This window comes from Neorhizobium puerariae, assembly GCF_042429745.1.
In the GTDB taxonomy this organism is placed as follows: domain Bacteria; phylum Pseudomonadota; class Alphaproteobacteria; order Rhizobiales; family Rhizobiaceae; genus Neorhizobium; species Neorhizobium puerariae.
Genome location: NZ_JBHMAA010000004.1, coordinates 44,536 through 58,484, shown reverse-complemented (window position 1 = coordinate 58,484; position 13,949 = coordinate 44,536). Strand labels below are relative to the sequence as shown.

Genomic DNA, 13,949 nt, shown 5'->3' with positions numbered 1-13,949 from the left:
TCGGACCACCTTCGCCCCGGCGGGGAGAAGAGAGACCGAACAGCCTGCATACGTCCCAAATCGCATAAGGCCCGTAATGACCACGTCCCAAGCACCGTTGATGCCAGCCCCGGGAGATACGCGCAAACGCCCGCTGGTCGTGATGCGCAATGTCTCCAAGATGTTCTCCAGCGGTACGCTCGCGCTGTCCGACATGTCGCTGACGGTCGAGGGCGGCGAGTTCGTCAGCCTGCTCGGCCCGTCCGGCTGCGGCAAGTCGACGGCGCTCAGGATCATCGCCGGGTTGGGCGATGTCTCGACCGGCGCGATCGACTGGCCAAGCTCGCGCATCAATTCCAGGGGCCTGCCGGAGGGCGACATCTCCTTCGTCTTCCAGGAGCCGACCTTGATGCCCTGGCAAACGGTGTTCGGCAATGTCTACCTGCCCTTGAAGCTGCGCGGCGTTTCGAAATCCGCCGCCCGCGACGAGATCATGAAGACGCTCGCGACCGTGGGCCTGCAGGACTTTGCCGACGCCTATCCGCGCGAGCTTTCCGGCGGCATGAAGATGCGCGTCTCGATCGCCCGCGCGCTGGTGACGAAGCCGAAGCTGCTTCTGATGGACGAGCCCTTCGCCGCGCTCGACGAGATCACCCGCCAGAAGCTCAACGACGACGTGCTCCGGCTCTGGCGCGAAACGGGCATTACGGTAATCTTCGTCACGCACTCCGTCTTCGAGTCCGCCTATCTGTCGAACCGCATCGTGGTGATGAAAGCACGGCCCGGCCGCGTCCACGCGGATTTTCCGCTGATGACCAGCATGAGCCGCGACGCCCATTACCGGACGTCGGAAGACTATCGACAGGCCTGCGAAAAGGTCTCCAACATGCTGCTCGAAGCGATCGGCGGGGAGGAACACTGATGGCAACCGATCCCGGTCTTGCACCGCCGAAGCCCGGCTTCCGCAACCGCGATACGCTGCTGCGCACGCTGATCCCGGTTTGCGTCGTGATCTGTCTCGTCCTGCTCTGGCAGCTCATCATCACCGTCAACAGCATCCCGCAATACATCCTGCCGGGGCCGATAGCGGTCGCAAATTCGCTCTACAACGACTGGGGCACGCTCTGGCCCGCGCTCTGGGTGACGACGCAGATCACCATGCAGGCGCTGGCGCTCGCGCTTATCGGCGGGGTCGGCATCGCGATCTTTCTGGTCCAGTCGAAATGGATCGAAACGGCCTTCTACCCGATCACCGTCATCCTGCAGGTCACCCCGATCGTGGCGATCGCGCCGCTGATCCTGATCTATGCCCCGACGACGCAGGTGGCGCTGCTCATCTGCGCCTTCCTCGTCGCCTTCTTCCCGATCCTGTCGAACATGGTGCAGGGCCTGAAGAGCGTCGATCACAACCTGCTCAATCTCTACGATCTCTATGGCGCCTCCCGCTGGCAGACGCTGCTTTACCTGAAGCTCCCCTCCTCGCTTCCCTATTTCATGACGGGGCTGAGGATCGGCGGCGGCCTGGCGCTGATCGCCGCCGTCGTGGCGGAATTCGCGGCAGGCTCCGCGGGCGCCGGCTCCGGCCTTGCCTTCCGCCTGCTCGAATCGCAATATCGCCTGAATATCCCGCGCCTTTTCGCGGCACTTGTCCTGCTTTCCGCTCTTGGCGTGGTGATCTTCGCCATTACCTCCTTCATTTCCTGGTTCTTCCTGCATCGCTGGCATGAAAGCAGCCTGAAGAGAGAAAACTGATGACGGCCTTCACGACGCTTCCCGACAGCCCGCGTTTCACATTGACCGATGCCACGCTGCCCGCCGTGCTGGTCAAGGGTTTTTCCGCCCCCGCCCGTGAAGGCCTCGTCCACGCGGATATCGTCATCGCCAGCGGCAGGATCGAAAAGATCCTGCCGGCCGGCTCGGTGCCCACCGATGCCGTCGTGGCGGACATGCCCGGGGTCGATCTCAAGGGCGGCATGGTCTGGCCCTGCTTCGCCGACATGCACACCCATCTCGACAAGGGCCATATCTGGGATCGCCGCCGCAACCCGGACGGTTCCTTCATGGGCGCGCTGCTGAACGTCCGCGAGGACCGGGAGAAGAACTGGTCGGCGGACGATGTCCGCACCCGCATGGAGTTCTCGCTGAAGACGGCCTACGCGCATGGCACCAAGCTGATCCGCACCCATCTCGACAGCATCCCCCCGCAGCCGCGCATCTCCTTCCCGGTGTTTTCGGACATGCGCGCCGAATGGAAGGGCCGGATCGATCTGCAGGCCGTCGCCCTGTTCCCAATGGAAATGATCTGGGAAGAAGCCTTCTTCACCGATCTCGTCTCGGTCGTCGCCGAACATGGCGGCCTGCTCGGAGGCGTGCCGCAGATGTGGCCGGATCTCGACGCGCGCCTTGATCTCCTGATGCGCACCGCCGCCGACAAGGGCCTCGATATCGACCTGCATGTCGACGAGACGGAGGACAAACAGGTGCTGGCGCTGGAAAAGGTCGCCGAGGCGAAGCTCCGCAACCGCTTCCAGGGCGCGGTCACGGTCGGCCATTGCTGCTCGCTGGCAAGGCAGGACGACGAGGTGGCGAAACGCGTCGTCGACAAGGTCGCCGAGGCCGGCCTCTCGGTCGTGTCCCTGCCCATGTGCAACATGTACCTGCAAGACCGCCATGCGGGCCGCACGCCCCGCTGGCGCGGCGTCACGCTGTTCCATGAACTGGCGGCGGCGGGCGTCAGGATTGCGGTTTCCTCCGACAATACCCGCGATCCGTTCTACGCCTATGGCGACATGGACCCTGTCGAAGTGTTCCGCGAGGCGGTGCGCATCCTGCATCTCGACCACCCGCTCAACACCTCCGCCCGTGTCGTCACCTCGACGCCTGCCGAAATCCTCGGCCGGCCTGACATCGGCATCATCGCCGAAGGCGGCCCCGCCGATCTCGTCCTCTTCAGCGCCCGCCGCTGGAGCGAATTCCTTTCCCGTCCGCAGGCTGACCGCATCGTGATGCGGAATGGCAAGGGCATCGACCGTCGCCTGCCGGACTACCGTGACCTGGACCCGATTTTGGACAAGTGAACATGCCGGATTACGCACAGATCAGACAGGAACTCGAAGGTATCTCGCTGGAGGACAATCCGGCTCTGGTACGGCAGAAAAGCCGCGATTTCTACTGGTATTCGCCGATCCTGAAAGAGGAGCTCGACAACGTCACCGCCGACCTCGTCGTCTCGCCGAAGACCGAGGAAGAGGTGATCCGGGCGCTGAAGGTTGCCTTCGCGCATGGCGTGCCGGTTACCCCGCGTGGCGCCGGCACCGGCAATTACGGCCAGGCCATGCCGCTTTCCGGCGGCATCGTGCTGAACCTTATCAACATGAACAGGGTCAAGGAAATCCATCCGGGCCGCGTCATCGCCGAGCCCGGCGTCGTGATCGCTGAACTCGATCGCCAGACCAAAGCCCATTCCGGCCAGGAACTGCGCTTCCACCCCTCGACCGCCCAGACCGCGACGATCGGCGGCTTCGTCGCCGGCGGCTCCGGCGGCGTCGGCTCCATCCACTGGGGCGGCCTGCGCGACCTTGGCAACATCTTGCGCCTGCGCGTCGTCACCATGGAGGCCGAGCCGCGCGTGCTCGATCTCACCGCCTGGGATCTGCAGAAGGTAACCCACGCCTACGGCACCAACGGCATCATCGTCGAGGTCGAGATGCCGCTGGCGCCCGCCTATGACTGGGTGGACGTGCTGGTCGGTTACGACGACTTCATGGACGCGGTGCGTTTCGGCGATGCGATCGCCCACAAGAACGGCATCCTCGTCAAGGAGATCGCCCCGATCGCCGCGCCGATCCCCCACGACTACTTTCCGCGCCACAAGCCCTTCATCCGCCATCGCGGCCAGTCGATCTGCGTGCTGATGGTGGCGCCGCATTCCATGGATGCCTTCACCGCCTTCACCGAACGCCAGAAGGGCGAGATCCTCTTCCGCTCCGACAAGGTGGAAAGCATGAAAGGCATCCCGCACGCCTATGAGCTTGCCTGGAACCACACGACGCTGCGCGCACTGAAGGTCGACCCGAACTTCACCTATCTGCAGGTCCAGTATCCGGGACCGGACCATGTCGCCAAGGTCGGGAAGATGGTGAAACTCTTCGGCGACGAAGTGCCGGGCCATCTGGAATTCATCAGGTTCGACGGCCGCATGCAATGCTCCGGGCTCCCGCTGGTGCGGTATACGACCCGCGAACGGCTGGAGGAGATCATCAAGATCCACCAGGACAACGGCTGCCCGATCTTCAACCCGCACCGCTACACGCTGGAGGAAGGCGGCATGAAGCAGACGGACGTGGTGCAGCTCGCCTTCAAGAAGGAAACGGACCCGAAGGGCCTCTTGAATCCCGGCAAGATGATCGCCTGGGACAACCCGGACTTCGATTTCTCGGCCGGCAAGAACTATCTCTTCCCCGGGCTTGCAGCGGCAGGCGGCTGATGAAGGTCCTGCTCATCCACTCCCACCCGGTCGAGGAAAGTTTCGGCGCCGCCCTGCACCGCCAGACGCGTGAAAGCCTGCGGAAGGCCGGGCACGAGGTGGATGACTGCAACCTCTATGCCGAAGGTTTCGATCCGGTCATGTCCCGCCATGACCGGATGATCTACCACACCTATCCCGACAACCTCGAACTCGTCCGCCCCTATGTCGACCGCCTCCAGCGGGCGGAAGGTCTCGTCATCGTCACGCCCGTCTGGAATTTCGGCTGGCCGGCCATGCTGAAGGGTTATTTCGACCGCGTCTGGCTGCCGGGCGTCACGTTCGAGCTGAAGGACGGCGTGCTGACCCGCAAGCTGCATATCGAGAAAGTGGCGGTGGTGCTGACCTACGGCGCCACCCGCTGGCGGGCGTTCCTCGCCGGCGACCCGCCGAAGAAACTCGCCAGGCGCGTGCTGCGCGCCCAGACCAACCCTGCCCGGTCCGTCAGGTTCCTGGCGCATTACGACATGAACAACTGCACGCCCGAAACCCGTGCGGCCTTCCTCGCCAAGGTCAAACGCGAGATGGAGCGTTTCTGAAGAGGACGCGCGGGGACGCCCCCTCACCCGACGTGGTCGTCCTGATGCTTTTTCCGGATGCGCCCGACCATGAACCACACCACCACGACGACGACGGGAACCGCGGCGCCCGTCAGCGTCTCGGGCGCGATGTCGACGCCGACATTGTGGGCGAGCTTGGCGAGATAACCCGCAAGGCCGATGACATAGTAGGAGATGGCCGCGACCGACAGCCCCTCCACCGTCTGCTGCAGGCGGAGCTGCAGATGGGCGCGCTGGTTCATGGAATCGAGAAGCTTCGTGTTGAACTTCTGGAGATCCACGTCGATCCAGCTTCGAAGCAACGCGGTGGCGCGTGCGAGCTTGCTGGAAAGGTTGGCCTGCCGCTCCTCGACCGACTGGCAGGTCCGCATCGCCGGCGCCAGGCGCCGCTGGAGGAAGACCCCAAGCGTTTCGCTGCCCGGCAAAGCCCTTTCCGCCAGCACGGCCACCCGTTCCAGGACGATGTTGTAGTAGGCGCGGCTCGCGCCGAACCGGTAGAGGCTGGACGCCGCGTTCGCCTCAAGCTCGGCCCCCAGCCGCGTGATCTCGGTGAGCATCGCATCCGCCTCGGCGCTGGCATGCTGCTTCATACGCTGCGTCACGGCCGTCAGGCTGTTTTCGATCCGGCGGATTTCCGGCGAAAGCGTCTGGGCGAGCGGCAGCCCCATCATCGCCAGCGTCCTGTAGGTCTCGATGTCGAGGATACGCTGCACCAATGCGCCGCGCGCGCCGTCGGTCAGGCCGTGGTCGAGAATGAGGAACTTGGTGAGCCCGTCGCCATCCTGGCGGAAATCGGTCGTCACCGTCGCCTGGCCATCGGCGACCATGCTCTGACAGAGGCTGGTCGGATTGAAGTTGGGAATGACCTTGCTCATATCCTCGCTGGCGGGCCGGATCTCGATCCGGACGCCGGAGATGAAGAGGCCCGGCGCCTTGAAGCTGGCGCCGAAGGGATTGACCGGAATATCCCCGCCGAACAGGGCCGGAGCGGGCGCATCCCAGAAATAGGTCGAGAACTCCGTGTGCTTCTCCCACCGAAGCGTCCCGTTGCCCCAGTTCATCGTATGATGGCTTGTGTCGGGCGCCGGCGGGGCGACACCCTGGCCCAGCGACATCTCGGCCAGGATCGACTGGTCGGCGGCAAAATTCGCCTCGGTCAGGAAGGCGACCTGGAAGATCACCCGCGGCAGGGAGACAAGGGTATAGGGACGCGAATGAACTTCACCGAGCGCGCGCGCCCGTATGTCTGCGACAGGAAACGAAAAGCTGCGTTTCGTCATTCATTGCTCCCCGCCAAAACGTGTCGCGAACCTTTCAGATTCGCCCGTCACGCTCCAGGACCTTGTTCTCACATACGTCGTTGCCGCAAACCGCAGCGCACTTTCGCGCAACAATGCTTCAAGCGCCATTGGCATTTTGGCTACTATCAAATGACCGCCCGCATACGAAGCGACCGTTTGACGCAGAAGAGCCGCTTTCCTCGAAGTATTCCGCACAATATTCGTCGGCTTCCGGGAGGACTGACGGCACTGTCGGCATGCCGCTAAACTTTTCCTTAAATTTTACCGGTTATTAATCTCTCGAATACGAGAGAACGAGCGATGCGTATTGCGTTTTTCATCGCCCTCATGGCCCTGACCTTGACCGCCTGCGCGTCCGCGCCGAGCCGGATCACCAACGCGTGCGCGATCTTCGAACAGCGCGACGGGCTGTTCAACAACTGGAGCCGTCAGGCCAAGGCCGTCGAACGGGAATACGGCGTGTCCGTGCCGATCCTGATGGCCACGATCTACGTCGAATCCGGTTTCCGGCCTTATGCCAAGCCGCCGCGCAAATACGTGCTCGGCATCATCCCGTGGGGACGCGTCTCCTCGGCCTACGGTTATGCGCAGGCGCTCGACGGGACATGGTCGACCTACAAGAAGGATACGGGCCGCTGGGGCGCGAGCCGCAGCGATTTCGGCGACGCGATCCATTTCGTCGGCTGGTATCACAACCAGAGCCACGTCAAGAACGGCATCCCGCTCAGCGACAGCTACAATCTCTACCTTGCCTATTATTCCGGCCAGGCGGGATATGAGCGCGGCCAGTTCTCGTCCGGCACGCGGCAGGCTGCCCAGAAATCCGCCGGCATGGCCGCACGATACGAAGCCCAGCTGAGGCGCTGCGGATATTAGCCCTTCAGGGTTCAATCGAAGCGCCGGGGGGCGGCCGTTCAAAACACCCTGGCCGCCGTCACCTCCACCTCGACCAGGAATTCCGCGCGGGTAAACCCGCCCACGACGATCAGGGTCGAGACGGGCTTCGGGTCCAGCGTGTAGCGGTCGCGCACCGCCATATAGGCCGGGAAATCCTCGCGGCTCGTCACGAAGCCGGAAATGCGGATGACATCCGCATAGGTCATGCCCGCCTCTTCGAGGATGGACCCGATCGCCTTGAAGCAGAATTCGGCCTGGCTTGTCACATCCGGCGGAATCCTGTCATCCGGCGAGATACCGAGCTGGCCGGACGTGACGAGCAGGCTGGCGCCCGGCGGCACGAGCAGGCCGTGATTGTAGGCGCCGAACGGTCTGCGGACGGAGGGAGGATTGAACGTCTTAACTGCCATAACCGACGATGCCCTTGATTTCGAGGAAGTCATGAATGGCCCAGTCAGCATATTCACGACCGTTGCCGGACTGCTTGTAGCCGCCGAAAGGCGCAAAAAGATCCCATTCCGGATAGTTGATATAGACGGAACCGGCGCGCAGGCGTGACGCCACCTTGCGGGCATGGCCGATATCTGACGACTGGACATAGGCGGCAAGCCCGTAGGGCGTGTCGTTGGCGATCTCGATCGCCTGTTCTTCGCTCTCGTAGGGAAGGATCGACAGCACGGGTCCGAAGATTTCCTCCCGCGCGATCGTCATGTCGTTGGTGACATGGCCGAAGACGGTCGGACGGATGTAATATCCGCGATTGAGATTTTCCGGGCGGCCCGGCCCGCCGGTCACGAGCGTCGCCCCTTCGCCGATGCCGGCCCGGATGAGCCGCTGGATCTTGTCGAACTGCGTCTGGCTGACGACCGGACCGAGATCGGTGCCTTCGGCGCGCGGATCGCCGGTCTTCAATTTCTCCGCGGCAGTCCTGGCGATCCCAAGCGCCTCGTCGTGACGTCCTGCCGGCACCAGCATGCGGGTCGGCGCATCGCAGGACTGACCGGAATTGCCGAAGCAGGCCGTGACGCCATCCGCCACCGCCTTCTCGAAATCCGCATCGGGCAGGATGATGTTGGGCGACTTGCCGCCGAGTTCCTGCGCCACGCGCTTCACCGTATCGGCGGCGGTCTTTGCCACGATGATGCCGGCGCGGGTGGAACCCGTGAAGGAAACCATGTCGACGTCCGGATGGCCGGCCATCACCTGCCCCACATCCGGGCCGGTACCGTTGACGAGGTTGAAAACGCCTTTCGGGGTTCCGGCGGCCTCCATGACTTCCGCGAATACGATCCCCGAAACCGGCGCGATCTCGGAAGGTTTCAGGACCATCGTGCAGCCGGCGGCAATCGCCGGCGCGACCTTGCAGACGATCTGGTTGAGCGGCCAGTTCCAGGGCGTGATCAGGGCGCAGACACCGATCGCCTCCCTGACGACCATCGTCGAGCCCCGCGCCTCGGTGAATTCATATGTCTCCAGCGCCTCTATGGTCGCGGCGAGATGCCCCCTGCCGGCTGCGGCCTGGGCGTCGCGGGCAAATGCCAGCGGCGCGCCCATCTCCTGCGAGACGGCCTGAGCTATGTCCTCGTAGCGTTTGTCGTATTCGACGAGGATGCGCTTCAGAAGTGCAAGACGCTCCGCTTTCGGCCATTGCGAAAAAGCCGGGAACGCCGCCCGGGCGGCGGCGACCGCCTTGTCCACATCCGCCGTGGAACCGAGCGCGATCTGCGTATAAGCCTCTTCGGTCGAAGGGTCGACGACATCGAGCGCGACGGGAATCTCGGGCTTCACCCAGGCCCCGTCAATGAAGAATTTCAGGTGGTTGCTCATGGAAAGCCTCCCGGGCTGCCAGGGAAATGGTGATCACTATCGGCCATGCCCGGTTCCCCGGCAAGCCCGGGAGGCGATGTCGGCGACGGCTCGATCGGGAGCACGCGGCCAAACGGTTTGACGACCGGCCGAACCGGCAGGATCGGCTGCCCGCCGCCCCCGAAGAGGTTCCGGCGGATCGGGCAGCCGGCATTCGCGGTCTTCACGCCCCGTAGGGCGCGAAGAACTTCTTGGCGGCTTCGATCTCGTTGGCGCGGATCTCATGGCCGCCGATATGCCAGTCGAGCGTCACCTTGTCGCCCTGCCGCTTGTAGTAGTCGGCAAGCTCGACGGTCTGCGGCACGGGGCAGATCGGGTCGTTCTGCCCCGCGGTGATCAGCACATGGGCCGTTTCTTTGGCCTTGCGGTCCTTCGGCCTGAACGGGATCAGCGGATGCATCAGCACGCCCGCCTCGAAGAGGCCCGGTTTCTCGATCATGACATTGGCGAGAATGTTCGCGCCGTTCGAAAAGCCAAGGCCGAGAACGGTCGAGGATTCGTAGCGGTCGCGGTTCGCGGCGACGAATTCGCCCATCCTTTCGGTTGCCCTCGCAAGGTCGTCGCAGTCGTAGACGCCCTCCGCCTTGCGCCGGAAGAAGCGCGCCGCCCCGTGTTCGGACACGTCGCCGCGCGGCGAGATCACCGTAGCGTTCGGCAACAGCCTTCCGCCGAAATCGAAGAACTGGTTTTCATCGCCGCCGGTGCCATGGAAAACGAACAGAATCGGGGTTCCCGGCGCACCGGGCCTCGCCCGATGCACATAGCTGTCGTAGCTCATTTTCTTGTCTCCTGAAACTTTGTCCGGGCGGCGGGCCGAAAACCGGTTCCACGCTTTTCGACCCGCCGCCGACCGGTTACTCGATCGGTTCGAGATGCTGTTCGAGGACTTCTCTCAAATGCGCATGCTGCCTGGGCAGCTTCAGCGCCTCACCGAGGTGAGCGGTATCTTCGTCACGGTTGAAACCAGGTTCGTTCGTGGCGACCTCGAACAGCACGCCGCCCGGCGTGCGGAAGTAGATCGCCCAGAAATAGTCGCGGTCGATGACCGGAGTGACCTGGTAGCCGGTATCCATCAGCGCCTTGCGGACTTCGAGCTGCTTTTCGCGGTTCTCGACCGCAAAGGCGATGTGATGGACCGAACCCGCGCCGAGATGCGCATGGGCGATGTTCGGCATGGTTTCGATATCGATGAAATCCGCGCCGTTGCCGCCGGGAATGCCGAGACGGATCACGCCATCCCTGGCGTCGATCTGCTGGTAACCCATGTATTTCAGCAACTCGGCCGTAGCCCCCTCGTCACGAAGCCTGAGCGACGCGGAGTGGAAACCACGGATCGCATTGTCCTCGCCAACACCGTTGCCGGTCCAGGGCGCACGCGCGTCGTCCTTGACTTCGACGAGCGCGAAGCCGTCGCCGTCCGGACCCGCGAAATGCAGGCGGTTTTCACCGAAGGCGCTGTCGCTCTTGAGACCGTCGACGCCGGCCTTGGTCAGCCGGTCCGTCCAGTAGCCGAGAGAGCCCTCGGGAACGGAAAAGAGCGTCGTGCCGACTTCACCGGTGCCGGGACGGCCACGGGCGATATGCGGGAACGGGAAATAGGTCATCACCGAACCAGGCGTGCCGACTTCGTCACCGTAATAGAGATGATAGACATCCGGAGCGTCGAAATTGACGGTCTTCTTCACCCGGCGCAGGCCGAGCGTATCGGTGAAGAACCTGTTGTTGGTGCCGGCGCTCGCAGCCATCGATGTGACGTGGTGGAGGCCTTTGATCTGGTCGAGCATTTCAAACCCCTTTCTGGCTCAGCGAGCCTTTGTTCTGGGGCAATATTTGGTCCGGCGGGGCCGGATTGGATAGACGGCCTCGCCCGAACGCATTGTTCACTTCATGTAGACGATGAAGGGTTAATTGTTCACAGAAACCCGTTCCGGCAATTGCCAGTCGATCGGCTCCTTGCCGCGGGAGACGAGGAAATCGTTGGCCTTGGAAAAGTGCCGGCAGCCGAAGAAGCCGTTATGGGCCGAAAGCGGCGACGGATGCGGCGACTTCAGCACAAGATGCCTTTTCGTATCGACGAAAGCGGCTTTCTTCTGGGCATAGGAACCCCAGAGCATGAAGACGACGCCATCGCAATCTTCGTTGACGGCGCGGATCACCGCATCGGTGAAACGTTCCCATCCCCGCCCCTGATGCGAGGCCGCCCTTGCCTCCTCCACCGTCAGCACGCTGTTCAGGAGCAGCACGCCCTGTTCCGCCCAATGCTCCAGGAAACCGTGCTTGGCCGGCGGAATGCCGAGATCGCTCTGGAGTTCCTGATAGATGTTGACGAGCGACGGCGGAATGCGCACCCCGGGCCTGACGCTGAAGCAGAGCCCGTGCGCCTGGCCGAAGCCGTGATAGGGGTCCTGCCCGAGGATGACGACCTTCACCTTGTCGAGCGGCGTGAGGTCGAGCGCGCGGAAATATTCGGAGCCCTTGGGAAAGATGCGCTTGCCGGATTCCCTTTCGGCAACCAGAAAACGCCTGAGTTCGCTCATATAGGGGTTCTCGAATTCCGGCCCGAGCACATGCTTCCAGCTTTCCTCGAGCCTGATCTCGCCCTCTGCCATCGCTTGTCTCCTATTGGAACCGGCCGCCTCTTTGCAGGACTTCGATCTTATAGCCATCAGGATCGGTGACGAAGAAGAACCGCGCGAACGGCGCGCCGTCACGCTGCATGTCCACAAGTTTGCCGACCGTCAGGCCGAGATCGGCGAAGCGCCTGTATTCGGCGTCGATATCCGCGACCGATACGGCGAGATGGCCATAACCGTTGCCGGGATCGTATGCCTCCTTGCGGCCGGCATTGACCGTCAGCTCCAGTTCGAACCCCGTTTTCGGATTGGAGAGATAGATCAGCGTGAATCCGTCGAACGGCACCCGCTCGGCGACCTTCAGGCCGAAGGCCTTCCCGTAGAAGTCGATCGAACGCGCTTCATCGAGCACCCGGATCATCGAGTGGATCATCTTCGCCATGGTCATTCCTTATTGGGTGATGTGGTTGCTGCGCGAATGCCAGCTCCAGGCGGAGCGGATGATATCGCCCAGCCCATATTGCGGTTCCCAGCCAAGCACCGCTCTCGCCTTGTCGTTGTTGGCGACGAGCGACGTGGAATCCCCCTCGCGCCGCCCGACATATTCCACGGGGAAAGGCTTTCCGGAAACCTCCGAAATCGCCGCCAGCAATTCCTTCACCGTCGTGCCGGTTCCAGTGCCGAGGTTCAATTCCACCGTCTCACCGCCAGCAAGTAGGTAATCGACGGCGCGCACATGCGCATCCGCAAGGTCGAGAACGTGGATATAATCGCGCACGCAGGTGCCGTCACGCGTGTCGTAGTCGTCGCCGAACACCTTGAAACCCTGGCGGCGGCCGAGCGCCGCCTCGATCGCGAGCGGGATAGCATGCGTCTCCGGCGTATGCCATTCGCCGATCCGGCCTTCGAAATCGGCGCCGGCCGCGTTGAAATAACGCAGCATGACGGATTTCAGGTTTTTGTACTGGCCATAGTCCTTGAGCGCCTGCTCGATGATGAACTTGGTGCGGCCGTAAGGATTGATCGGCGCCTGGCTGTGCGTCTCATCCATCGGAACGCGGTCCGGCAGGCCATAGGTGGCGCAGGTGGAGGAGAAGACGAAGGCCTCCACGCCGGCATCGATTGCCGCCGAAAGCAGGGTAAGAGCGCCGATGACGTTGTTGTCGTAGAAGCCGACCGGGTTCTTGACCGATTCCCCGACCTCGATCAGCGCCGCGAAATGCAGGACCGCGTCCGGCTTGTACCTTGCGAAAACCTCGTCGAGCCGCACGCGGTCGCGGATATCGCCCTGTTCGAGAGGCCCCCAGCGCACGAATTCCGCATGACCGTTGGAGAGATTATCGAAAACGATCGGCTCATAGCCCCGCTCCGCCAGCACCAGACACGTATGGGAACCGATATAGCCGGCCCCGCCGACGACGAGTACTTTCTTCCGCGACATCATTTTCCCTACCGGTTGTTGAAGCCGGCGGCACTATAACGGGCATATGGCGAAAAGCCAGCCGGGCAACAACTCGCTTGCCATATATAGCACTTGGTGCTACACAAGCGGAAATGGTCCATCGCGTATTCAAGACTGCATGGTTCGCCCGAGCGGCGTGTAAAGCGCGGATATCGGATCGCGAACTCTGCAAGGCGATCTCACAGGTTGCCCTGGGCCAGGCGGATGACCTCGGGGCGGCGTCTTCAAGAAACGCCTGAACGACAATCGGCACCGGTCGATCATTCTGGCAAAGGCGGGAGAATTCTGGGTCTATACCTATCTCTTCGCCAAGCAGGATCGAGCCAATATCGATGACGACGAATTGGCCGCATTCAGAAAACTGGCGGAACTCTACCGCAGGAAAACGGCCGACGCTTTGGCCGCCGAATTGAGAAACGGAGCATTGGTGGAGATTTGCAATGGCGACTAAACGGAAATTCAAAAGCGACGCCTTCGAGGCGATCCATAGCGCCGTGGAAGGCATGTATGAAGCCGGGACCATCGACAAGGAAACGATGCGGACCTTCGATGAAACCTGCCTGCCAGCGCCCATGGAGCTTTCGCCTTATGAAATCAAGGCCTTGCGCGAGGACAATCATGTCAGTCAGCCGGTCTTCGCCCGTTACCTCAACACCAGCGAGTCGACGATCCAGAAGTGGGAAACCGGCGCGAAGCGCCCAAGCGGGCCGGCCCTGAAATTGCTGGATATCGTTCGTAGACATGGACTTCAGGTGCTCTCCTGATTCATTTCATCAAAGAGTATTC

The 13,949-nt window shown here is 62.6% G+C and carries 15 protein-coding genes and 1 pseudogene; 8 read left to right on the top strand and 8 right to left on the bottom strand.

Annotation, left to right across the window (positions count from 1 at the left end):
• Window positions 1–76 precede the first annotated feature (76 nt).
• Genes ACFFP0_RS02430 through ACFFP0_RS02410 form a run of 5 tightly spaced genes read left to right on the top strand, consistent with a single transcriptional unit; the run spans window position 77 to window position 5,043 of the window.
• Window positions 77–901: an ABC transporter ATP-binding protein gene (locus tag ACFFP0_RS02430; RefSeq protein ID WP_377255606.1), complete on the top strand. Its 825-nt coding sequence runs from the start codon at window positions 77–79 to the stop codon at window positions 899–901.
• Window positions 901–1,731 (top strand): ABC transporter permease, encoded by an 831-nt coding sequence (locus ACFFP0_RS02425; RefSeq protein WP_377255603.1) that lies wholly within the window; start codon window positions 901–903, stop codon window positions 1,729–1,731. Before ACFFP0_RS02430 ends, ACFFP0_RS02425 begins: the two co-directional genes overlap by 1 nt.
• The gene (locus ACFFP0_RS02420; protein ID WP_377255601.1) at window positions 1,731–3,056 is read left to right on the top strand and encodes a cytosine deaminase; all 1,326 of its coding nucleotides are present in this window, start codon (window positions 1,731–1,733) and stop codon (window positions 3,054–3,056) included. The genes ACFFP0_RS02425 and ACFFP0_RS02420 overlap by 1 nt, the downstream gene beginning before the upstream one ends.
• Before the next feature lie 2 nt (window positions 3,057–3,058).
• Window positions 3,059–4,465, top strand: coding sequence for an FAD-binding oxidoreductase (locus ACFFP0_RS02415; protein WP_377255598.1), 1,407 nt, complete (start codon window positions 3,059–3,061; stop codon window positions 4,463–4,465).
• Window positions 4,465–5,043, top strand: coding sequence for an NAD(P)H-dependent oxidoreductase (locus tag ACFFP0_RS02410; RefSeq protein ID WP_377255595.1), 579 nt, complete (start codon window positions 4,465–4,467; stop codon window positions 5,041–5,043). The genes ACFFP0_RS02415 and ACFFP0_RS02410 overlap by 1 nt, the downstream gene beginning before the upstream one ends.
• A gap of 23 nt (window positions 5,044–5,066) precedes the next feature.
• Here ACFFP0_RS02410 and ACFFP0_RS02405 read toward each other — a convergent pair whose 3' ends face one another.
• Window positions 5,067–6,344 carry a DUF3422 family protein gene (locus ACFFP0_RS02405; protein WP_377255592.1) on the bottom strand — a complete coding sequence of 426 codons (1,278 nt, stop codon included), beginning with the start codon at window positions 6,342–6,344 and terminating at the stop codon, window positions 5,067–5,069.
• A 321-nt stretch (window positions 6,345–6,665) separates the two neighbouring features.
• On the opposite strand from ACFFP0_RS02405, the gene ACFFP0_RS02400 reads away from it, so the two are divergent.
• Window positions 6,666–7,241 carry a transglycosylase SLT domain-containing protein gene (locus ACFFP0_RS02400; protein WP_377255589.1) on the top strand — a complete coding sequence of 192 codons (576 nt, stop codon included), beginning with the start codon at window positions 6,666–6,668 and terminating at the stop codon, window positions 7,239–7,241.
• 38 nt (window positions 7,242–7,279) lie between these two features.
• Here ACFFP0_RS02400 and ACFFP0_RS02395 read toward each other — a convergent pair whose 3' ends face one another.
• The 7 genes from ACFFP0_RS02395 to galE all read right to left on the bottom strand — a co-directional run bounded on the left by ACFFP0_RS02395 (window position 7,280) and on the right by galE (window position 13,142).
• Window positions 7,280–7,672: a RidA family protein gene (locus tag ACFFP0_RS02395; RefSeq protein WP_377255586.1), complete on the bottom strand. Its 393-nt coding sequence runs from the start codon at window positions 7,670–7,672 to the stop codon at window positions 7,280–7,282.
• Window positions 7,662–9,089, bottom strand: coding sequence for an aldehyde dehydrogenase family protein (locus ACFFP0_RS02390; protein WP_377255583.1), 1,428 nt, complete (start codon window positions 9,087–9,089; stop codon window positions 7,662–7,664). Before ACFFP0_RS02390 ends, ACFFP0_RS02395 begins: the two co-directional genes overlap by 11 nt.
• 202 nt (window positions 9,090–9,291) lie before the next feature.
• Window positions 9,292–9,906 (bottom strand): alpha/beta hydrolase, encoded by a 615-nt coding sequence (locus ACFFP0_RS02385; RefSeq protein WP_377255579.1) that lies wholly within the window; start codon window positions 9,904–9,906, stop codon window positions 9,292–9,294.
• Window positions 9,907–9,982: 76 nt separating this feature from the next.
• Window positions 9,983–10,912: a VOC family protein gene (locus tag ACFFP0_RS02380; RefSeq protein WP_377255576.1), complete on the bottom strand. Its 930-nt coding sequence runs from the start codon at window positions 10,910–10,912 to the stop codon at window positions 9,983–9,985.
• Window positions 10,913–11,032: 120 nt separating this feature from the next.
• The gene (gene ung, locus ACFFP0_RS02375; RefSeq protein ID WP_377255573.1) at window positions 11,033–11,737 is read right to left on the bottom strand and encodes a uracil-DNA glycosylase; all 705 of its coding nucleotides are present in this window, start codon (window positions 11,735–11,737) and stop codon (window positions 11,033–11,035) included.
• A gap of 10 nt (window positions 11,738–11,747) precedes the next feature.
• On the bottom strand, window positions 11,748–12,143 hold the full coding sequence (locus ACFFP0_RS02370; protein WP_377255570.1) for a VOC family protein: 396 nt from the start codon (window positions 12,141–12,143) through the stop codon (window positions 11,748–11,750).
• 9 nt (window positions 12,144–12,152) lie between these two features.
• The gene (gene galE, locus ACFFP0_RS02365; RefSeq protein WP_377255567.1) at window positions 12,153–13,142 is read right to left on the bottom strand and encodes a UDP-glucose 4-epimerase GalE; all 990 of its coding nucleotides are present in this window, start codon (window positions 13,140–13,142) and stop codon (window positions 12,153–12,155) included.
• A gap of 113 nt (window positions 13,143–13,255) precedes the next feature.
• Here galE and ACFFP0_RS02360 point away from each other — a divergent pair.
• Together ACFFP0_RS02360 and ACFFP0_RS02355 are read left to right on the top strand one after the other, a co-directional pair.
• Window positions 13,256–13,614: pseudogene (locus ACFFP0_RS02360) on the top strand (type II toxin-antitoxin system RelE/ParE family toxin).
• Entirely contained in the window at window positions 13,604–13,927 is a 324-nt protein-coding gene (locus ACFFP0_RS02355; RefSeq protein WP_377255565.1) for a helix-turn-helix domain-containing protein, read from the top strand. The pseudogene ACFFP0_RS02360 and the gene ACFFP0_RS02355 overlap by 11 nt, the downstream one beginning before the upstream one ends.
• Window positions 13,928–13,949: the final 22 nt, after the last annotated feature.

What these genes read in the sequence shown, in the direction of transcription:
- ACFFP0_RS02425 (WP_377255603.1), top strand. Translation starts at nt 901, where the DNA reads ATGGCAACCGATCCCGGTCTTGCACCGCCGAAGCCCGGCTTCCGCAAC.
- ACFFP0_RS02380 (WP_377255576.1), bottom strand. Translation starts at nt 10,912, where the DNA reads ATGCTCGACCAGATCAAAGGCCTCCACCACGTCACATCGATGGCTGCG.
- ACFFP0_RS02430 (WP_377255606.1), top strand. Translation starts at nt 77, where the DNA reads ATGACCACGTCCCAAGCACCGTTGATGCCAGCCCCGGGAGATACGCGC.
- ACFFP0_RS02400 (WP_377255589.1), top strand. Translation starts at nt 6,666, where the DNA reads ATGCGTATTGCGTTTTTCATCGCCCTCATGGCCCTGACCTTGACCGCC.
- ACFFP0_RS02370 (WP_377255570.1), bottom strand. Translation starts at nt 12,143, where the DNA reads ATGGCGAAGATGATCCACTCGATGATCCGGGTGCTCGATGAAGCGCGT.
- ACFFP0_RS02420 (WP_377255601.1), top strand. Translation starts at nt 1,731, where the DNA reads ATGACGGCCTTCACGACGCTTCCCGACAGCCCGCGTTTCACATTGACC.
- ACFFP0_RS02410 (WP_377255595.1), top strand. Translation starts at nt 4,465, where the DNA reads ATGAAGGTCCTGCTCATCCACTCCCACCCGGTCGAGGAAAGTTTCGGC.
- galE (WP_377255567.1), bottom strand. Translation starts at nt 13,142, where the DNA reads ATGTCGCGGAAGAAAGTACTCGTCGTCGGCGGGGCCGGCTATATCGGT.
- ACFFP0_RS02390 (WP_377255583.1), bottom strand. Translation starts at nt 9,089, where the DNA reads ATGAGCAACCACCTGAAATTCTTCATTGACGGGGCCTGGGTGAAGCCC.
- ACFFP0_RS02355 (WP_377255565.1), top strand. Translation starts at nt 13,604, where the DNA reads ATGGCGACTAAACGGAAATTCAAAAGCGACGCCTTCGAGGCGATCCAT.
- ung (WP_377255573.1), bottom strand. Translation starts at nt 11,737, where the DNA reads ATGGCAGAGGGCGAGATCAGGCTCGAGGAAAGCTGGAAGCATGTGCTC.
- ACFFP0_RS02405 (WP_377255592.1), bottom strand. Translation starts at nt 6,344, where the DNA reads ATGACGAAACGCAGCTTTTCGTTTCCTGTCGCAGACATACGGGCGCGC.
- ACFFP0_RS02415 (WP_377255598.1), top strand. Translation starts at nt 3,059, where the DNA reads ATGCCGGATTACGCACAGATCAGACAGGAACTCGAAGGTATCTCGCTG.
- ACFFP0_RS02395 (WP_377255586.1), bottom strand. Translation starts at nt 7,672, where the DNA reads ATGGCAGTTAAGACGTTCAATCCTCCCTCCGTCCGCAGACCGTTCGGC.
- ACFFP0_RS02385 (WP_377255579.1), bottom strand. Translation starts at nt 9,906, where the DNA reads ATGAGCTACGACAGCTATGTGCATCGGGCGAGGCCCGGTGCGCCGGGA.